Origin of the sequence: Ancylobacter sp. 3268 (assembly GCF_031456575.1) — a bacterium.
Taxonomy (GTDB): Bacteria; Pseudomonadota; Alphaproteobacteria; order Rhizobiales; family Xanthobacteraceae; genus Ancylobacter.
The window spans coordinates 34239-53958 of record NZ_JAVDUX010000020.1; the positions used below are offsets into that span (position 1 = coordinate 34239).

18 protein-coding genes are annotated in these 19720 nt (G+C 70.3%); 3 read left to right on the forward strand and 15 right to left on the reverse strand.

The features are described 5' to 3' along the window. Positions 1-9: 9 nt before the first annotated feature. The 8 genes from J2X65_RS23055 to J2X65_RS23090 all read right to left on the reverse strand — a co-directional run bounded on the left by J2X65_RS23055 (position 10) and on the right by J2X65_RS23090 (position 8104). Complete coding sequence (locus J2X65_RS23055; protein ID WP_310206486.1) at positions 10-831, reverse strand: carbohydrate ABC transporter permease; 822 nt, start codon at positions 829-831, stop codon at positions 10-12. Next, positions 828-1745, reverse strand: a complete 918-nt coding sequence (locus tag J2X65_RS23060; RefSeq protein ID WP_310206489.1) for a sugar ABC transporter permease — start codon at positions 1743-1745, stop codon at positions 828-830. Before J2X65_RS23060 ends, J2X65_RS23055 begins: the two co-directional genes overlap by 4 nt. Before the next feature lie 252 nt (positions 1746-1997). Further along, on the reverse strand, positions 1998-3086 hold the full coding sequence (locus J2X65_RS23065; RefSeq protein ID WP_310206492.1) for an ABC transporter ATP-binding protein: 1089 nt from the start codon (positions 3084-3086) through the stop codon (positions 1998-2000). 12 nt (positions 3087-3098) lie between these two features. Continuing rightward, complete coding sequence (locus J2X65_RS23070) at positions 3099-4223, reverse strand: ABC transporter ATP-binding protein (RefSeq protein WP_310206495.1); 1125 nt, start codon at positions 4221-4223, stop codon at positions 3099-3101. Then, on the reverse strand, positions 4220-5779 hold the full coding sequence (glpD, locus tag J2X65_RS23075) for a glycerol-3-phosphate dehydrogenase (protein ID WP_310206498.1): 1560 nt from the start codon (positions 5777-5779) through the stop codon (positions 4220-4222). Before glpD ends, J2X65_RS23070 begins: the two co-directional genes overlap by 4 nt. 226 nt (positions 5780-6005) lie before the next feature. Next, complete coding sequence (locus J2X65_RS23080; protein WP_310206501.1) at positions 6006-6656, reverse strand: hypothetical protein; 651 nt, start codon at positions 6654-6656, stop codon at positions 6006-6008. Beyond that, positions 6656-7456 carry a YgcG family protein gene (locus tag J2X65_RS23085; RefSeq protein ID WP_310206503.1) on the reverse strand — a complete coding sequence of 267 codons (801 nt, stop codon included), beginning with the start codon at positions 7454-7456 and terminating at the stop codon, positions 6656-6658. Before J2X65_RS23085 ends, J2X65_RS23080 begins: the two co-directional genes overlap by 1 nt. Positions 7457-7495: 39 nt before the next feature. Beyond that, on the reverse strand, positions 7496-8104 hold the full coding sequence (locus J2X65_RS23090; RefSeq protein WP_310206652.1) for a LemA family protein: 609 nt from the start codon (positions 8102-8104) through the stop codon (positions 7496-7498). A 179-nt stretch (positions 8105-8283) separates the two neighbouring features. Between J2X65_RS23090 and J2X65_RS23095 the strand changes: the two genes are divergently transcribed. After that, positions 8284-9276: a DUF4105 domain-containing protein gene (locus tag J2X65_RS23095; RefSeq protein ID WP_310206506.1), complete on the forward strand. Its 993-nt coding sequence runs from the start codon at positions 8284-8286 to the stop codon at positions 9274-9276. A gap of 32 nt (positions 9277-9308) precedes the next feature. On the opposite strand, the gene J2X65_RS23100 is transcribed toward J2X65_RS23095, so the two are convergent. Beyond that, a complete protein-coding gene (locus J2X65_RS23100; protein ID WP_310206509.1) occupies positions 9309-9743 on the reverse strand; it encodes a CBS domain-containing protein in 435 nt (144 codons plus the stop codon). 41 nt (positions 9744-9784) lie between these two features. Beyond that, on the reverse strand, positions 9785-10099 hold the full coding sequence (locus tag J2X65_RS23105; RefSeq protein WP_310206512.1) for a plasmid stabilization protein: 315 nt from the start codon (positions 10097-10099) through the stop codon (positions 9785-9787). 144 nt (positions 10100-10243) lie between these two features. On the opposite strand from J2X65_RS23105, the gene J2X65_RS23110 reads away from it, so the two are divergent. Next, positions 10244-10870, forward strand: coding sequence for a 2-dehydro-3-deoxy-6-phosphogalactonate aldolase (locus J2X65_RS23110; RefSeq protein ID WP_310206515.1), 627 nt, complete (start codon positions 10244-10246; stop codon positions 10868-10870). A 55-nt stretch (positions 10871-10925) separates the two neighbouring features. Beyond that, a complete protein-coding gene (locus J2X65_RS23115; RefSeq protein ID WP_310206518.1) occupies positions 10926-11855 on the forward strand; it encodes a glutaminase in 930 nt (309 codons plus the stop codon). Positions 11856-11860: 5 nt separating this feature from the next. On the opposite strand, the gene J2X65_RS23120 is transcribed toward J2X65_RS23115, so the two are convergent. The 5 genes from J2X65_RS23120 to J2X65_RS23140 are packed head-to-tail and all read right to left on the reverse strand — an operon-like array spanning position 11861 to position 19716. Then, positions 11861-14587, reverse strand: coding sequence for a nitrate reductase (locus tag J2X65_RS23120; RefSeq protein ID WP_310206521.1), 2727 nt, complete (start codon positions 14585-14587; stop codon positions 11861-11863). Further along, a complete protein-coding gene (locus J2X65_RS23125; RefSeq protein ID WP_404977787.1) occupies positions 14587-16224 on the reverse strand; it encodes a sulfite reductase subunit alpha in 1638 nt (545 codons plus the stop codon). The genes J2X65_RS23120 and J2X65_RS23125 overlap by 1 nt, the downstream gene beginning before the upstream one ends. Then, entirely contained in the window at positions 16224-17999 is a 1776-nt protein-coding gene (locus J2X65_RS23130) for a NirA family protein (protein WP_310206524.1), read from the reverse strand. Before J2X65_RS23130 ends, J2X65_RS23125 begins: the two co-directional genes overlap by 1 nt. After that, the gene (locus tag J2X65_RS23135; RefSeq protein WP_310206527.1) at positions 17999-19264 is read right to left on the reverse strand and encodes an FAD-dependent oxidoreductase; all 1266 of its coding nucleotides are present in this window, start codon (positions 19262-19264) and stop codon (positions 17999-18001) included. Before J2X65_RS23135 ends, J2X65_RS23130 begins: the two co-directional genes overlap by 1 nt. Then, entirely contained in the window at positions 19261-19716 is a 456-nt protein-coding gene (locus J2X65_RS23140) for a globin family protein (RefSeq protein WP_310206530.1), read from the reverse strand. The genes J2X65_RS23135 and J2X65_RS23140 overlap by 4 nt, the downstream gene beginning before the upstream one ends. Between the last annotated feature and the right edge of the window lie 4 nt (positions 19717-19720).

The window sequence follows — 19720 nt, forward strand, 5'->3', positions numbered from 1 at the left end:
CTCCCTCCCTCACACCCGCCCGAGGGCGAAGCCCTTGGCGATGTAGTTGCGCACGAACCAGATTACCAAGGCGCCGGGGATGATGGTCAGCACCCCGGCGGCGGCGAGCAGGCCCCAGTCCATGCCGGCGGCCGAGACGGTGCGGGTCATGGTCACCGCGATCGGCTTGGCGTTGGTGGCGGTCAGCGTGCGGGCGAGCAGCAGTTCCACCCAGGAGAACATGAAGCAGAAGAACGCCGCCACCCCGATGCCGCTCGCGATCAGCGGCATGAAGATCTTCACGAAGAAGCGCGGGAAGGAATAGCCGTCGATCGCCGCCGTCTCGTCGATCTCGCGCGGCACGCCGGACATGAAGCCTTCGAGGATCCACACCGCCAGCGGCACGTTGAACAGGCAGTGCGCCAAGGCGACCGCCCAGGGCGTGTCGAACAGGCCGATGGCGGAGTAGAGATTGAAGAAGGGCAGCGCGAACACCGCCGGCGGCGCCATGCGGTTGGACAGCAGCCAGAAGAACAGGTGCTTGTCGCCGACGAAGGAATAGCGCGAAAAGGCGTAGGCGGCCGGCAGGGCGAGGCTGATCGAGATGATGGTGTTCAGCACCACATAGGTCAGCGAGTTGATGTAGCCCGAATACCAGCTCGAATCAGTGAAGATCTTGATGTAGTGTTCGAAGGTGATGTCCTGCGGCCATAGCGAGACCGTGGTGTTGATCTCGAAATTGGTCTTCAGGCTCATATTGAGGAGCCAGTAGATCGGCAGCATCAGGAAGATCAGGTACAGCGCCATGATGAAGGCGCTGCCGCGCGTGTTGTGGTTGGCCGAGGCGCTCATGCGGCGCTCCCCTGGTCGGGCCGCTCGCTGCTGGCATGATCTTGGCCGGAATGGGTCATCACCGTGTAGAAGACCCAGCACAGCGCGAGCACGATGAGGTTGTAGACCAGCGACATCGCCGCCGCCTTGCCGAGGTCGAACTGCCCCAGCGCCAGCTTCACGAGATCGATGGACAGGAAGGTGGTGGCGTTGCCGGGGCCGCCGCCGGTCAGCACGAAGGGTTCGGTGTAGATCATGAAACTGTCCATGAAGCGCAGCAGCACCGCGATCAGCAGCACCCGCTTCATCTTCGGCAGCTGGATGGTGGTGAAGATCGCCCAGCGCGAGGCGCCGTCGATACGCGCCGCCTGATAGTAGGCGTCGGGGATCGACTTCAGCCCGGCATAGCAGAGCAGCGCGACGAGGCTGGTCCAGTGCCAGACATCCATCACCACGATGGTGATCCACGCCGACAGCGTGTCGCCGGTGTAGTTGTAGGGAATGCCGAGCGCGTTCAGCCCATAGCCGAGCAGGCCGATATCGGCGCGGGCGAACACCTGCCAGATGGTGCCGACCACGTTCCACGGGATCAGCAGCGGCAGCGCCATCAGCACCAGCGTGGCGGCGACCCGCCAGCCGTCGCGCGGCATGGAGAGCGCGACGAGGATGCCGAGCGGCACCTCGATGGCGAGGATGATGCCGGAGAACAGGAGGTTGCGCCACAGCGCGTCGAAGAAGCGGCCGCCGAGCTCGGTCGAGGGATCGAGCAGTTCCTGGAACCAGCCCAGGCCGTTCCAGAAGAACTGGTTGTTGCCGAAGGTGTCCTGAACCGAATAGTTCACCACCGTCATGATCGGGATGATCGCCGAGAAGGCGACGATGGCGAACACCGGGGCGACCAGCCACCAGGCACGGTTGTTGACGGGCTTGTCCATATCAGTGCGCGCCCTCTTTTTGCTCCCTCTCCTCGTGGGGGAGAGGGGTGGGGTGAGGGGGAAGGCGACGGGGAGGTCGAGCGCAAGCGATCAGCCGCGATCCCCCCTTACCCGGATGGCTGCGCCATCCGACCTCTCCGCTGAAGTCGGGTGTTTCCGACTTCAGCCCGTGACGATGCCCAATGCGGCTATAGCCGCATTGGGTGCGGGGAGAGGTGAAAAACGGGTGCGGTGAAACGGACAATCTGCTCATCACGCCCCTCCCTGGCCCGGCACCAGCACGCCGCCGGCATAGATGTGGATCTGCCGCGGCTCGAGGGTCAGGCCGGCGCGGTCGCCGTCGAGGCTGAGCCCGTCCGGCACCATGGCGGCCGCGGGATGGCCGGCGATCTCGACGCGGGCGATGCGGGCGCGGCCGATGTCGTCGATGCGCTTCACGCTCACCGGCAGGCCGGTGCCGGCACGGGCCAGCGTGGCGAATTCCGGCCGCACGCCGAGCTCGATCCTCTCGCCCGCCGGCAGCGCCGGATACGCGCGGGCCAGCGCCACGGCGACATTGCCGATATGGGCAAGGCGCCCCTCCACCCGCGCCGGCAGTACGTTCATGCCCGGCGAGCCGATGAAATGGCCGACGAAGGTGTGCGCCGGCCGCTCGAACAGTTCCTCCGGCGTGCCGGTCTGCACCACCGCGCCGTCATGCATCACCACCACCGTGTCGGCGAAGGTCAGCGCCTCGGTCTGGTCGTGGGTGACGTAGATCATGGTGAGGTCGAGCGCGCGGTGCAGCTCCTTCAGCGTCGAGCGCAGCTGCCATTTCAGGTGCGGGTCGATGACCGTCAGCGGCTCGTCGAACAGGATGGCGGCCACATCCGCCCGCACCAGCCCGCGCCCGAGCGAGATCTTCTGCTTGGCGTCGGCGGTGAGGTTCGAGGCCTTGCGGTCGAGCACCCGCGTCATGTCGAGCCGGGCGGCGATCTCCTCGACCCGCCTGGCGATGGCCTCGCGCGGCAGATGCCGGTTCTTCAGCGGAAAGGCGAGGTTCTCGCGCACCGTCATGGTGTCGTAGACCACCGGGAACTGGAACACCTGCGCGATGTTGCGCGCCTCGGTGGGCAGGTTCGTCACATCCTTGCCGTCGAACAGGATGCGCCCCTGGGTGGGGGTCACCAGGCCGGAGATGATGTTGAGCAGCGTGGTCTTGCCGCAGCCGGAGGGGCCGAGCAGCGCATAGGCGCCGCCCTGCCGCCAGACATGGTTGATCTCCTTCAGCGCATAGTCCTGCGGACCGCGCGGATCGGGCCGGTAGGCATGGGCGAGATGATCGAGGGTGATGCTGGCCATTGTCGCGCTCCCTCAGGCCGCCGCGTCGAGCGCGGTGCCGGTGCTGCGGCCGCTCGCGTCGAACAGGAGAATATGGCGGGGGTCGATCACCACCTCGACCTCGGCTTCCGGCTCCAGCCGGCGCACCCCGGGCACCAGCGCGGTCAGCCGCTCCTTGCCGCCGGCCTCGCCGATGACATCCATGTGCAGGAAGCTCTCCGAGCCGGTCACCTCGGTCACGGCGATGGCGGCGGCGAGGCGGATGAGGCCGCTCTCCCCGCGCGCCGCCTCGCCGAAGGTGCGGTCCTCGACCGCGAGATGGTGCGCGCGCACGCCGATGACATAGGCGCCATCCGCCACCCCGGCGAAGGCGCCGATGGCGGCGACGGTGGTGCCGTTCTCCAGCCGCACCGTGGCGCCGGACTTGGTGACGCGCAGCGTGTTCAGCGGCGGATCGGAGAACACACGGGCGGTGGCAAGGTCGGTGGGCCGGCGATAGACCTCGGCGGTGGGGCCGAACTGGGTGACCGCGCCCTGCATCAGCGTCGCCGTGCTGCCGCCGAGCAGCAGCGCCTCGGTCGGCTCGGTGGTGGCGTAGACGAACACCGCGCCGGTGGAGGCGAAGATGCGCGGCAGTTCCTCGCGCAGCTCCTCGCGCAGCTTGTAGTCGAGATTGGCCAGCGGCTCGTCGAGCAGCACCAGATCGGCGCGCTTCACCAGCGCGCGGGCGATGGCGGTGCGCTGCTGCTGGCCGCCGGACAGCGCCAGCGGGGTGCGCTGGAGATAGGGCTCCAGCTTCAGCAGTCGGGCGGCGGAGGCGACGCGCTCCTCGATCTCCGCCTTCGGCAGGCCCTGCACCCGCAGCGGCGAGGCGATGTTCTCATAGACGGTCAGCGCCGGGTAGTTGATGAATTGCTGGTAGACCATCGCCACCGAGCGCTTCTTCACCGAGAGGCCGGTGACGTCCTGGCCGTTGGCGATGACCCGGCCGGAGGTCGGCGCGTCGAGGCCGGCCATCAGCCGCATCAGGCTGGTCTTGCCGGCCAGCGTCGCCCCCAGCAGCACGTTGAGGCTGCCGCGCTCCAGCGTGAGCGAGACGTCGCGTATATGGACCGCGCCCTTCACCTCGCGACGGACGTTCTGCAGTTCCAGCGTCATTGCGCCGCCCTCCGGGCCGCCGGCCGCTGCTCGTCGGCCATGAAGGTCTCGAGCGCAGCCTTCTGCTCCGGGCTCAGCCGCAGGCCGAGCTTGGAGCGCCGCCACAGCACATCGTCGGCCGAGCGCGCCCATTCCTCGCGCATCAGGTAGCGCACCTCGGCCTCGGTAAGGTCGGCGCCGAAAACCCGGCCAAGATCGGCCTGGCTGCGCGCCCCGTCCAGCAGCCGCAGCGCGCGGGTGCCGTAGGCAATCACCAGCCGGCGGGCCAACGCCTCGTCGAGCCAGGGATGCGCGCGCTTGAGCTGGGCGACCAGGCGCGGCTGGTCCCCCACCGCGAAATCGCCGCCCGGCAGCGGCGCGCCGCGGGTCCAGGCCGGCTTGGCAAGGACGGCGAGATGGGGGCCGAGCTTCTCGATGGCGTGCTCGGCGAGCCGGCGATAGGTGGTGATCTTGCCGCCGAACACCGAGAGCAGCGGCGGCAGCCCCGCCCCATTGCCCTCGCCGCCCTCCAGCTCCAGCACATAGTCGCGGGTGGCTTCCTGCGCCTTGGAGGCGCCGTCGTCATAGAGCGGCCGCACGCCGGAATAGGTCCACACCACCTGGTCCGGCGTCACCGGCGCCTTGAAATATTCGCTCGCCGCCGCGCAGAGATAGGCGATCTCCTCGTCGCTGGCCTTCACCTCGTGCGGCGCGCCCTTGTAGTCGCGGTCGGTGGTGCCGATCAGCGTGAAGTCACGCTCATAGGGGATGGCGAAGATGATGCGGCCATCGGCGTTCTGGAAGATATAGGCGCGGTCGTGGTCGTAGAGCTTCTTCACCACGATGTGGCTGCCCTGCACCAGCCGGACATTGGCCGGCGAATTCACCCGCACCACCTGCGCCAGCACCTGATGCACCCAGGGGCCGGCGGCGTTCACCAGCACGCGGGCGCGGATAGTCTCGCGGGCGCCGCCCTCTTCGCCGCTCCCTTGCACCTCGATGCGCCAGTGGTCGCCCGCTTGTTCGGCGGAGACCACCCGGCAGCGGGGGCGGATGTCGGCGCCGCGCTCGGCGGCGTCGAGGGCGTTCAACACCACGAGACGGGAATCCTCGACCCAGCAGTCGGAATATTCGAAGCCGCGGGTGTAGCCGGCGCGCAGCGGCCTGCCGGCCTCGTCGCGCGTGAGGTCGAGGGTCCTGGTCGCCGGCAGCAGCTTGCGGCCACCGAGATGATCATAGAGGAACAGGCCGAGGCGCAGCAGCCAGGCCGGCCGCAGACCATCATGGTGCGGCAGCACGAAGCGCAGCGGGCGGATGATGTGCGGCGCCATCGCCCACAGCACCTCGCGCTCCATCAGCGCTTCGCGCACCAGCCGGAACTCGTAATGCTCGAGATAGCGCAGGCCGCCATGAATGAGCTTGGTCGAGGCGGAGGACGTCGCCCCGGCGAAATCGCCCTGCTCGAACAGCACCACCGAGGCCCCACGCCCCGCGGCGTCGCGGGCGATGCCGCAGCCGTTCACGCCGCCGCCGATGACGGCGAGGTCATAGATGGAATCGAGCGCACGCGTCGTCACTCACAGCCTCCCGGAGAACCGCCCTGACCCTAGGGGCGATTTCGTTATTATGTTCGTATCGACGCTATATGAAACCCAAATCGGGCGCAACTCGGCTAAAAACGAAAGATTCCAACTTTCGATCAGGTGCAATGCAATAGAAACGGACCGTTGCCGCGGTTATTCGCCTTATATTGGACACGCTTCGGCCATGCTGCGGCGCGTCGTGCCCACGGGATGGGCAGGATCAAATGACCAGCACGCGATCCGGCAATTCGTTGGAATCGTCCCCGGTCGCCGGGAGATGCACCCGCAGAATCTGCCCGGCGGTCTCGACACCGGCCGCCAGACCCTCGGCGAGACGCCCTTGGCGCGCGCCCTCCAGCACGGCGGCGCACACCTCCTGCCAGGCCTCGATGCCGACGCGGGCATGGATCGCCTGGTCGGCGACCACCTCGACGATGCGCTCGGCCGGCGCCACCAGGATCAGCACGCCGGTGCGCCCGCGCGTGCCGTGCATGCCGAGCGCGAGGAAGTGGTCGAGCGCGGCGGCGCGCGCCGCCTCCTCCGCCGCCGCCCGCGGCACCAGCAGGCGCCCCAGCGGCCTGGCGAGCAGCAGCGTGCCGACCAGCGCGAAGGCCGCGGCCTGCGCCGCCAGCAGTTCGGGCACGTCGAGCGTGGTGAGAAAAGCCAGCGGCCAGGGCAGCACCAGCGCCACCAACGCCGCCCACATCAGCGCGTAGAAGGGATGGCGCACCAGCGGATGCGTCACCATCAGCAGCCGGATTTCCCCGCTGGTGCCGGCCTCGGCGCGGCGCACCGCCGCGGCAAGCGCCGCATGCTCGTCGGCGGTGAGAGGGCTTTCGGGGGGCGGGCTTTCGGGGAAACGCGTCTCCATCACCAGCTCCCCGAAGCGCCGCCGCCGCCGGACGAACCGCCGCCGCCGGAAAACCCGCCACCGCCATGCCCGCCCGACCAGCCGCCACCGGAGAAGCCGCCGCGCGAGCGGCCGCGCGACCATTCCCAGCCGGAAATGCCGCCCGGCAACGCCGCGCCGCCGCGCCGCCGCCCGAGATAGCCGCCGCGCATCTGCCGGTAGACCACGAAGACCCAGAACGCGATCATCGCCGCGAAGATGATCAGCGGCACCCAGTCATCCGCCGCCATCGCCGGTTCCGCCGCCTTCCGCGCCCGCGCCTCGGCCTCGGCAGGATCGAGGTTGAGGATCTCGATCACCGCCTCGGCGCCCTTCTCGATGCCGGCGGCAAAGTCGCCGGCGCGGAATGCCGGCACGATCGCCGTCTGGATGATGGTGGAGGCCACCGCGTCCGGCAGCACGCCCTCGAGGCCGTAGCCGACCTCGATGCGCACCCGACGCTCGCCGGGCGCCACCAGCAGCAGCACGCCGTTATCCTTGTCGGCCTGGCCAAGCTTCCAGGCCCGGAACAGCTGGTTGGCGTAGTCCTCCACCGAAGTGCCCTGCAGCGAGGGCACCGTCGCCACCACGAACTGGTCGGTGGTCTTGGCCTCCTGCGCGGCGAGCCTGTCCTCCAGCGCCGCGCGCATCTGCGGCGACAGGATGCCGGCCGCATCGACCACCCGGCCGGTGAGCGGGGGAAAGCTGAGCTCGGCCCGCGCCGTCGCGGCAGCCGCGAGCGCGATGGCGAGGAGGAGGAGAAGGGCGACGCGGCGCAGCATGACGGCCGGCTCCGGTTGTCCGTGATCCGTCGGACGCGACTAGTTGAACTTCACCTGCGGCACCTTCATCTGCTCCTCGGAGATGGTGAACGTCTCCATCGGCTTGCTGGCGCGGTAGAGCGTCGAGGCCCACAGCACGCCGGGGAAGGTCCTCAGCTCGGTGTTGTAGACCCGGACCGCCTCGATATAGTCGCGCCGCGCCACCGCGATGCGGTTCTCCGTGCCTTCGATCTGCGCCTGCAAGGCGAGGAAGTTCTGGTTCGACTTGAGGTCGGGATACGCCTCCGACACCGCAATCAGCCGGCCGAGCGCGCCGGAAAGCTGCGCCTGGGCATCCTGGAATTTCCTGAACGTCTCGGGATCGGTCACGGTGGAGGCATCCACCTTGATCGAGGTGGCGTTGGCGCGCGCCTCCGTCACCTGGGTGAGCACGTCCTTTTCCTGCTGGGCATAGCCCTTCACCGTCTCGACCAGGTTGGGGATCAGCTCGGCGCGCCGCTGGTACTGGTTGAGCACGTCGCTCCAGGCCGCCTTGGCCTTCTCCTCATTGGTCGGGATGTTGTTCACCCCGCAGCCGGCGAGGCCGACCGCCAGGGCGAGGAGGGCCAGCGGCATCAGCAGCCGGCGGCGGGCGATGGTGAGGATCATCGGCATGGAACAGCCCCTTGCAACGCGCGGCGCGACACCGCCTCCACCATTATAGGGCACACGAGCCGGCTCTCCATCCCGGCGACAGGCTGACGATTAGACGTGGACGGCGGGCGGCCGTCCCCGCGACAAGCCGTCCGGCGCCGTGCACAGTCGCGGCGACAATGTGCGAGGTGTCCGTGCCGTCCTGCCTCCGGTGCGCCGCGCGGCGAGCCCTGCTCGTCCTGCTGGTGCTGACGCTTCTGCTCGCGATCCCCGTCGCCGGGCTGGCCTTGTGGTTCCAGACCCCCGGCGACGGACGGGCGATTGCGCTGGCCGCGCTGGCCGCCGCCATGGTGGCGGCGCTGACCGCCACCGTGCGGGGCCGGCTGGGGCTCGGCTGGCTGATCGCGCTCGCGACGCTCGGCATGGTCGGCCTCTGGTGGTCGACCATCCTGCCGTCGAACCAGCGCGACTGGGCGCCGGATGTCGCGCATGGCGTCACCGCCACCGTCGCCGGCGACAACGTGACGCTGCACAATGTCCGCAATTTCGACTGGCGCTCGGAGAGCGAGGCGAGCGAGCGCTGGGAGGAGCGGCGCTACCGGCTCGACCAGATCACCGGCGTCGACCTGTTCTCCTCGGTCTGGAGCAATCCGGCGATCGCGCACACGCTGATCGGCTTCTCCTTCGCCGACGGACAGCGCGTGGTGTTCTCCGCCGAAATCCGGCGCGAGCGGGGCGAGGCATTCTCCGAGATCGGCGGCTTCTTCAAGCAATTCGAGCTGGTACTGATCGCCGCCGACGAGCGCGACATCATCCGCCTGCGCACCAATGAACGGCGCGAGACCGTCTCGCTGTTCCCGCTCCAACTGACGCCCGGACAGAGTCGGGCGCTGTTCCTGTCATTCGCCGCACTCGGCAACGAACTGGCGCGCCGGCCGCGCTTCTACCAGACCGTCACCACCAACTGCACCACGGTGATCTACCGCCTCGCCCGGCTTATCGCGCCGGGCGTGCCGTTCGACTGGCGCATCCTGCTCTCCGGCTATCTGCCGGGCTATCTCTACCAGCAGCACCTCATCGCCACCGACGACCCGCTCGCCGAGATCGAGCGCCGGGCGGTGATCACCCCGCGCGGCCAGGCGGCCGGGAATGCGCCGGACTATTCCGACCGCATCCGCGCCCGCTGAACCTCGCCCCGGGCAGGGCGGCGCGCGGGAAACTAGAGCGACTGGGTATGGGCGCCGCCGGGCCGGGAGATGTCGCCCAGCGCATCGCCGGCGATCGCCTCGCGGCCGGCGACCGCGATGTCGCCCAGCGACAATATGCCGACCAGCTGCTTGTCGCGATTCACCACCGGCAGGCGCCGCACCTGCTGCTCGCCCATATTGCGGCCGATCTCGGCGAGATCCTGATCCTCGAAGCAATATTTCACCTCGCCGCTCATCACCTCGCGCACCAGCGTCGTCGGCCCCTTGCCGAAGGCGACGCCGCGCACGGCGATATCACGGTCGCTGATCATGCCGACCAGCCGGTTGGCGTCTCCCACCGGCATGATACCGGCATCGAGCAACGCCATGGCGCGCGCCGCCTGCTCCAGCGTTTCGTCCGGCGCGACCACCTGCACCTCGCGGGTCATCACATCGCTTACCTTCATGGGGTGTTCTCCTGATCGGGGATTGAAAGCGTCCGGCCGCATCAGCCGGCGCGGTGTTCGGCATTGCGCTTGCGGGTGGCGGCGGCCTTGCGTGCGGCGGCGGAACGGTCCGCCTTGGGACGCTCGGCCGCGGCGTGGCCGCCGATCTCGCCGCCCCGATGCGCCGCCGGATGGCCGGTCTGCTTGCCGCGGCCGGAACCTGACTTCTTGCCGCCGCCATCGTCCTTGTTCACCGTCGCCCAGGCCCGGCGCTCGGCCTCCTCCGGCGATACGCCGCGCTCCTCGTAACCTTCCTCGATATGCTCGGCCTTGCGCTTCTGCTTGTCGGTGTAGGCCGACTTGTCGCCACGGGGCATGGCGTCCTCCTCTGCGTGTGTTCCCCAGCCTCCCCTTCCAGCCAACGACGCCGGCGCCGAAGCGTTCCCTCCGGCGCGTCGGGGGTTGACAGACGGCCCTCGTCGGCATGCCTTGCCGGTGAACGCCAGAGAAGGTACCGCTCCATGACCGTGCTCGCCCGCCTCGCCGAATTTCCGCTCATCGCCATCCTGCGCGGCGTGAAACCGCAGGAGGCCGTCGCGATCGGCGAGGCGCTGGTGGAAGCCGGCTTCCGCATCATCGAGGTGCCGCTCAATTCGCCCGAGCCGATGCGGAGCATCGAGGCGCTGGCCCGCCGCTTTCCCGATGTGCTGATCGGTGCCGGCACCGTGCTCGATCCCGCCGATGTCGACCGGGTGAAGCAGGCCGGCGGCGAGCTGATCCTGATGCCGCACAGCGATCCCGCGGTGATCGCGCGCGCCAAGGCGCTCGGCCAGAGCTGCGTGCCCGGGGTCGCCACGCCGACCGAAGCCTTCGCGGCGCTGAAGGCCGGCGCCGACGCCTTGAAGATGTTCCCGGCGGAGATGCTGCCGCCGCCGGTGGTGAAGGCGTGGCGCGCCATCCTTCCCGCCGCCACCGTGCTGATGCCGGTGGGCGGGGTGACGCCGGAGCGGCTGAAGCCCTATTGGCAGGCCGGCGCCCGCGGCTTCGGCCTCGGCTCGGCGCTGTACGCGCCGGGGCTGACGGCGGGCGAGGTGGCACGAAACGCGCAAGGCTTCGTCGCCGCCGCGGCCGACCTCGAAGCCTCCTGACTCACGGCCTCCTGACTCACGGCCTCCTGATCGCCGCCTGCTGGGGAAACCGACCTTGCCCGACCTGAAGACCGTCGTCGCCGAGATCGCCGAAGAGATGAAGACGCGCCCCGACCGGGGGCAGGTGGCGACCTACATTCCCGAGCTCGCCCGCGTCGATCCCGACCAGTTCGGCATCGCGGTCATCGACGCCAATGGCGAGGTGGCGGCCGGCGGCGACGCCGATGTGGCGTTCTCCATCCAGAGCGTGTCGAAGGTGTTCACCCTCACCCTCGCGCTCGGCAAGATCGGCGACCGCCTGTGGCGCCATGTCGGGCGCGAGCCTTCGGGCAGCGCTTTCAACTCCATCGTGCAGCTCGAATATGAGCAGGGCATCCCACGCAACCCGTTCATCAATGCCGGCGCCATCGCGGTGACCGACCAGATCCTCGCCGGCCACGAGCCGCGCGAGGCGCTGGGCGAGATCCTGCGCTTCATGCACTTCATCGCCGACGACACCTCGATCACCATCGACGAGAAGGTCGCCGCCTCCGAGCGGCGCACCGGCTTCCGCAACGTCGCGCTCGCCAATTACATGAAGTCGTTCGGCGTGCTGCAGAACCCGGTCGACTTCACGCTCGGGGTGTATTTCCACCATTGCTCGATTGCGATGAGCTGCCGCCAGCTCGCCATGGCCGGCCGGTTCCTCGCCTGGCGCGGCAAGAACCCGACCACCGGCCATTCGGTGGTGAACCCGGAGCGAGCGCGGCGCATCAACGCCATCATGCTCACCTGCGGCCATTATGACGGCTCCGGCGAATTCGCCTACCGCGTCGGCCTGCCCGGCAAGAGCGGCGTCGGCGGCGGCATCCTCGCCATCGCGCCCGGGACCGCCTCGATCGCGGTATGGGCGCCGGGGCTGGACGCCGTCGGCAATTCGCATCTCGGGCGCATCGCGCTGGAGACGCTGACCAAGCGCATGGGCTGGTCGATCTTCGGCGAATAGGCGGTTCAGCCCGGCACGGGCGCGGCGGCGATGAGGCGCCTGAGCTCCGGCACGCAGGAGCCGCAATTGGTGCCGGCGTTCAGCACCGCGCCGATGCGCGCGACATCGGCACCCGGCTCGGCGGCGAGCAGGGCGCGGATTGGGTCGGCCGGCACGCCGAAGCAGGAGCACACCAGCGGCCCGCAGGCGGCAGCCGCGCCTGCCGCCCGCCCGGCGAGCACCGCCCGCCGTTCCGCCGGAGCCAGCGGACCGGCGGCGAGGAAGGGCGCCACCGCTGTCCAGTCCGGGGCCTGACCGGCCGGGGCGACGGAGAGGAGCCCCGTCAGCCGGCCGGCTCCGTCATAGGCGGCGGCGCGGTAGATGCCGCTCCGAATATCGAGGAACTCCGCTCGATCGGTCGCGCCGAACAGCGCCCCGGCGCGCATGCGCCAGACCTCCGGCCCCTCCGCATCGGCGATCCGCCAGCCGGCGCCGCCGTCCAGCGCCACCCGCGCCCACCAGCTCGCGGGCGGCGGATCGCTGCTCTCCCGGACGAGCAGGAAGCCGCGCCAGGGGAGCGACACCTTCTCGGCGCGCACCGGCGTCGCCTTGGATTCCGGCTGGCCGGAGAAGGGATCGGTGGCGCCGGCGACCAGCGCGTTCACCCGCGCCTGCGCGGCATTGGCGCCCGACCAGTGGATCGGCGCGAACAGCTCGCCGTGCCGCTGGCCGTTGGAGAGCCGCGCCTCCAGCACCGCCGCGCCATGGACGGAGGACAGGCGCACGAAGTCGCCGGCCTCGATGCCGAGCGCGGCGGCGTCGGCGGGATGCATCTCCACGAAGGGCGCCGGGAGGTGACCGCCGAGCCGGGGGGAAAGCCCGGTACGGGTCATGGTGTGCCATTGGTCGCGGATGCGGCCGGTATTGAGCCGCAACGGAAAGGCGGGATCGGTCGCCTCCGCCGGCGCCGGATCGGCCGGGACGACGAAGCGGGCGCGGCGATCCGGCGTAAAAAAGCCGCCCTCGGCGAAGAAGCGCGTCTCGCCCTCCTCGCCCGGCGACTGCACCGGCCATTGCCGGGGCGCCATGGCGTCGAAGGCCGCGTCATCGAGGCCGGCGAGGCCGCCAATGTCGAAATCGCGGGTGCCCTCGTTCTCGAAGGCGGAGAGCGCGGCATGCTCGCGGAACACGTCGGCGGCGGTGCGCCAGCCGAAGGCCGCGCCATGGCCGAGGCGCCGGCCGACCTCCGCCATCGCCCACCAGTCCGCCCGCGCCTCGCCCGGCGGCGCGAGAAAGGGCCGCTGGCGGGAGATGCGCCGCTCGGAATTGGTGACGGTGCCGTCCTTCTCGCCCCAGGCGAGGGCGGGCAGCAGCACATGCGGCCGGCAGGCCAGCGTGTCGGTGGCGCGTACATTGTCGGAGATGGCGAGGAAGTCGAGCCGGGACAGCGCCACGCGCACCGCGTCCGCGCGCGGCAGGCTCACCGCCGGGTTGGTGCCGAGCACCCACAGCGCCTTGATGCGCCCCTCCGCCACCGCCGCCATCATGTCGACGGCCTTCAGCCCCTCGCGCGTCGCCATGTGCGGCGCACCCCAGAAGCGGCGGACACGGTCGACCTCCTCGGGCGCGAAGCCCATATGGGCGGCGAGCTGGTTGGCGAGGCCGCCGACCTCGCGCCCGCCCATCGCATTGGGCTGGCCGGTGAGCGAGAACGGCCCCATGCCCGGCCAGCCGATTCGCCCGGTGGCAAGGTGGACGTTGAGAATGGCGCTCACCTTGTCGGTGCCCTGCGCCGACTGGTTCACCCCCTGCGAATAGCAGGTGACCACCCGCTCCGTTCCCGCGAACAGCGCGTGGAAGCGGGCGATGTCGGCAGCCGACACGCCTGTCTTCGCCGCCACGGTGGCAAGGTCGGGCGCCAGCTTCCACGCGCCGGCGAGAGCCTCCGCGAAGCCGGAGGTGTGGGCGGCGACATAGGCGTCGTCGAGCGCCCCGGCCTCCGCGAGATGCACCAGCAGCCCGGCGAACAGCACGCTGTCCATGCCCGGCGCGACAGGGAGGAACAGGTCGGCCTCCTCGGCGGTGGCGGTGCGGCGCGGATCGATGACGACGATCTTCGTCCCCCGCCGCGCCCGCGCCGCCTCCAGCCGGCGGAACAGGACGGGATGGCACCAGGCGGCATTGGAGCCGACCAGCACCACCAGATCGGCGTCATCGAGATCGGCATAGACGCCCGGCACGGTGTCGGAGCCGAAGGCCCGCTTGTGGCCGGCGACCGAGGAGGCCATGCACAGGCGCGAATTAGTGTCGACATTGGCGGTGCCTAGGAAACCCTTGGCGAGTTTATTAGCCGCGTAATAATCCTCGGTGAGCAATTGGCCGGAGAGGTAGAATGCCACCGAATCCGGCCCGTGCGCGTCGATGGTGCGGCGGAAGGCACCGGCGATGGCGTCGAGCGCCGCGTCCCAGGAGGCCTCCGCCAGTTCGCCCTCCGCGCCGCGCAGCATCGGGGTGAGCAGCCGGGTGGAGAGGCCCAGCGTCTCGCCCAGTGCCGAGCCCTTGGAGCACAGCCGGCCGCGATTGGCCGGATGATCGGGATCGCCGGCGATCCCCGCGCCGCCGGTGCCGTCCGGTCGCGCCAGCACGCCGCAGCCCACCCCGCAATAGGGGCAGGTGGTCTTCACCGGCTCTCCGGTCGTCACCACCGGCAGCACGGCCGTCTCGGCGAGAGGAAGCGGCACTGGCGCGTTCATCAGTAGACGTCCGCCTGGTAGCGGCCGGCCTTCTTCAGCGCGGCGACATAGGCGAGCGCCGCGTCGGTCGATTTGCTGCCCTGCGCCGCCACCACGTCGACCAGCGCATGCTCGACATCGCGTGCCATGCGCTTGGCATCGCCGCAGATATAGAAATGCGCGCCCTCCTCCAGCCAGCGGTAGAGATCGGCGCCGACCTCGCGCATGCGGTCCTGCACATAGACCTTCTCCGAGCCGTCGCGCGACCAGGCCAGCGTCAGCCGCGAGAGATGGCCGGAGGCCTTCATGCCGGCGAGTTCGTCCTCGTAGAAGAAGTCGCAATCGCTGCGCTGGTGGCCGAAGAACAGCCAGTTGCGCCCCGGCGCCTTCGCCGCCATGCGCTCCCACAGGAAGGAGCGGAACGGCGCGATACCGGTGCCCGGACCGACCATGATGATCGGCACCGACGGATCGGCCGGCAGGCCGAAGCCGTGCGCCTTCTGCACATAGGCGCGGAAGGTGCCGCCCTCCGGCACCCGCGCCGACAGGAAGGTCGAGCCGACGCCGAGCCGAGTGCGCGCGCCGATGCGGTAGCGCACCGCGTCGACGGTGAGCGAGAGGCGGCCGGGCGTCGCCTTCGGGCTCGACGAGATGGAATAGAGGCGCGGCTGCAACGGCTCCAGCGCCTCGGCGAGCACTTCCGGCGCGAGGCGCGGGCGGCCGAATTTCTCCAGCGCGGCGAGCACGTCGAGGCTGGCCGCGTCGCCGTCCGGGTCCTCGCCGGCGGCGAGGGCGCGGGCCTTGCGGCGCATCTCGCCGCCGCAATGATAGGTGAGCAGCTGGAACAGCCCGTCCGGCGCGGCGCCGAGCGCCACATCCTCGCGCAGCACGTCGCGGGCGAGGCGTTCGCCGATCCTCTCCTCGCGGCTGGCGCCGATGGCGTCGAGCACCGCGTCGACCAGATCGTCGTCATTGGCGGGGAAGATGCCGAAGCTGTCGCCGGCCGCATAGTCGAGCCCGGCGGCCGAGAGGTCGAACTCGACATGCCAGGTCTCCTTCTCCGACGCGCCCTTGTTGAGGCGGGTGCGGGAGAGGAAGGTGACGAGCGCCGGGTTGTCGCGCGAGGTGCCCGGCGCGCCCTGCGGCGCGGCGGGGGCGGCCGGCGTGGTGGCGGCGGCCGGCGCCGCATCCATCTCGGCGGCGAGGCTTTTCAGCATGCGCATCGTCTCCTTGCCGCCGGGGGCGCAGAGATTGAGCTTGCTCTCCTTGCCCGAGGCGAGGGCGGCGCCGTAGCTGTCGCAGAGATAGCCGCACTGGCCGCAATCCTGCTGTGCCATCGCCGCCATCATGCGGCGGGCGAGCGGGCGGCCTTCCGCGAGCTTCATGCGCTCGTCGAGCGGCATGGCGGCGTCGTGCCAAGGGGCGCCATCGTCAGCACCGTCGTCCTCCTCGGCGGCAGCCGGGACGACACCCTCGGCCGGCACGGTGGCCCCGCTGGCAAGCCCCTGCGGCGACAGGACCGCCGCGAAGAAGCCGTTCAGCCAGGCGCGCTGCTCCTCGCTGAACGGCGCGGTCTCCGGGAAGAAGGCGATCGCCGGCGGCACCGGCATGGCGGGCACGGCCATCGGGGAGGCCGAGAGCGGGGTGGATGCGTTCATCAGCGCGTTTCCTCGACCAGGGCGCGCAGCGCCTCCGGCTCATGGCGGCGGGTGAAGCGGGCGAGCGTCTCGGCGGCATCGGCGCGATGGGCGAGCCAGGCACGCAAGAGACCTTCGACCACCACCGGCGCCTCGTCGGCCTTCACGTCGCGATAGAGTTCGCGGGCGATGGCGGCGTCGGAGCCGAAGCCGCCGCCCACCACGAGGTGGAAGCCGTCCACCGTGTCGCCGTCCTCGTTCACCGGCACGCGGGCGCCGACGAGGCCGATGTCGCCGATATAGTGCTGGGCGCAGCTGTGCGGGCAGCCGGTGACATGGATGTTGACCGGCAGGTCGAGAGCGACGCGGTCCTCGCAATGGCGGGCGATCGCCTCCGCCGTGCCCTTGGTGTCGGCATTGGCGAAGCGGCAGCCCATCGAGCCGGTGCAGGCGACCAGCCCGGCGCGGATATGGGTCGCGCGGGTGGACAGGCCGAGCGCCGCGACGGCGGCCTCCATCAGCGCCACCTTGTCGTCCGGCACGCCGGAGAGAATGACGTTCTGCCAGACGGTGAGGCGCAGCTCGCCGTCGCCGAGGTCGCGGGCGAGCCGGGCGAGGCCGTGCATCTGCTCGACGCTCATGCGGCCGGTGGGCAGCACCACCCCGACCCAGTTGAGGCCGGCCTGCTTCTGGGGGTGCACGCCGATATGGGCGAGCCGGTCGGGCTCGGGGCGCGGCGCCACGGCGGAAGCCGGCACGCGCGGCAGCGACCGGCCGAGCTTCTCCTCGGCCAAAGCGAGGAATTTCTCGAAGCCGAAGGCGTCCAGCACATATTTCAGCCGCGCCTTCTTGCGGTCGGTGCGGTCGCCATGGTCGATGAACACCCGCACCATGGCGTCGGCGACCTCGCTCGCCTCGTCCGGCCGGACGATGACGCCGGTGTCGCGGGCGAAATCGGCATGGCCGGTGATGCCGCCGAGCACGACGCGGAACCACACGCCCGGCGCGACGCCGTGTCCGTCCGCCACCTCCACCGCTTGGAAGCCGATGTCGTTGGTGTCCTCCAATGCGCCGACCCGGCCGCCGCCGTCGAAGGCGACGTTGAACTTGCGCGGCAGGCCGTAGAGCGAGCGGTCGGCGAGGATGTGGTGGTGCCAGTCGAGAGCATAGGGGCGGGTATCGATAAGTTCCTGCGGATCGATGCCGGCGGTCGGCCCGCCGGTGACGTTGCGGATATTGTCGGCGCCGGAACCGCGCGCAGTGAGCCCGAGGCCAATCAGCCCCTCCAGCACCGCCGGCCCGCCGGTGGCCGGGATCTCTCGGATCTGCAGATTGGCGCGCGTCGTGACATGGGTGTAGCCGCCGCCATGCACCGCCGCGAGATCGGCAACGCCAGCGAACTGCCAGTATTTCAGGATGCCATTGGGAATGCGCAGCCGGCACATATAGCTGTCCTGCGTCGGCGCGACGTAGAACAGGCCGTGGAACTTCCAGCGGAACACGTCGACGCCCTTGGGGAAGGCGCCCTCGCGCGCGTGCTGTTTCATACGGCCATAGGAGTCGAGGCCGAGCTCTTCGCGCTTGGCCTTCTCCTCGTTGACGAGCTTGCGGCCCTGCGCCTCGAAGCGGGCCATGGCGCGATGGGCGGCCGCGTCGGGTCCGGTCGGCTCGGCGGCGGCGGGCTTCGCCGCTGAAGCGGGCGCGGCATTGAGGCCGCCGGCGGCACGGGTCGCGGCGAGGCCGGCGACGAAGCCTTCGAGATAGCGCTTCTGTTCGGGAGCGAAATCGGTGCCCATCACGCGGCCTCCGGCAGGGATTGCGTGGAAAGGTCCGGCGCCAGATAGGCGCGCCCGAAGGCGAGCGCGGCGCGCGCGGCGCCGACATCGCGGCCGGACCGCATCAGGTCGAGATAGAACAGGCCGTCGGTGGTGTCGCCGAACAGCACCGCGCCGACGAGGCGGGTCTCCCCGCCGTCCGTGCGCAGCACCAGCCGGCGATAGAGGCCGAGGCCGGGATCGGCGAGCACCATGTCCTGCGTGCCCCCGGCGCCGAGAAAGTCGCCGGCCGAGAACACATGCACGCCGGAGACCTTGAGATTGGTGGCGAGCACGCTGCCGGCATAGGCGGCGGCAGCTCCGGCGAGGCGGCGGGCCAGCACCCGCGCCTGCTCATAGGCCGGCTCCACTAGCCCGTAGACCTGGCCGCGATGCTCGGCGCATTCGCCGAGGGCGAACACGTCCGGCGCATCGGTCGCCAGATGATCATCGACGCGGATGCCGCGCGTGCAGCCGATGCCGGCGGCGCGGGCGAGCTCGACATTCGGCTTCACGCCGCAAGCGACGACCACGAGGTCGGCGGGCAGCACCCGGCCGTCGGCGAGGCGCAGGCCCTCGACCCGGCCGTCGCCCTCGATCGCCTGCGTCGCGGCGTCGAGATGCACGGCGATGCCGCGCGCCTCCACCGCCCGGCGCAGAAGTTCGCCGGCGCGTTCGTCGAGTTGGCGCTCCATCAGCCGGTCGGCGAGATGGATGATGGCGGTCTCCGCCCCGGCACCCGCGAGGCCGGTGGCGGCCTCCAGCCCCAGCAGTCCGCCACCGATCACCACCGCCCGCAGGCCCGGCCGGGCGGCGGCGAGCAGAGCCTCGACATCGGCCATGTCGCGGAAGGTCATCACGCCCGGCCGCTCCATGCCCGGCACCGGCAGGCGGATGGCGCTGGAGCCGGTGGCGAGCACCAGCTTGCCGTAGGACAGCGCCGTGCCGTCGGCGAGGCGCACCTGCCGGGCCTCGGTGTCGACCGCCACCGCCGGGCAGCCGAGACGCAGCGTGATGCCGCGCGCGGCCCACCAGCCCTCGTCCTGCAGGGTCAGGTCGGCGGCCGCGACCTCGCCGGCCAGCAGCGAGGAGAGCAGCACCCGATTATAGGCCAGATGCGGCTCGGCGCCGATCACGGTGAGCGCGAAACGCTCGGGCGCCAGCGCGGTGAGTTCCTCGCAGAACTTTGCCGCCGCCATGCCATTGCCGATGACCACCACCGGCTCGCGAAGCGAGGTCGGGCTCATGATGCCGCCACCCCGGCGATGCGGCCGAACGGCGTCTCCGGCTCACCCCGCTCCATCGCCTCGATCATCACACCGGCGAGCAGCCCATAGGCCTCGGTCCAGGCCGCGCGCACCGGCGGGGTGAAGGCCTCGCCCAGCCCCTGCTCCAGCGTCCAGATCAGCGCCGCGCCGACCGGGGCGAAATGCTCCGCCGTTACGCCGAGCCCGGCATGGCGGGCGCCGAGCCGCTGCACCGCCGGCAGCAGCGCCGGCAGGTCGTCAATGCCGTTCACCACTACGGAAAGCGTCGCCATCAGCTTGCGGCCCTGCTCGGCCATGTCGCCCTTGAACAGCGGGCGCACCTCGGGAGCGATCTCGAACAGCCGGCCGTAGAACAGCCCCGCCGCCTGGTCGGCGATCGGGCGAACCTTGGCGAAGCTCTCGCGCAGGAGAGCGATGTCGTCGGGTGTCATCCTC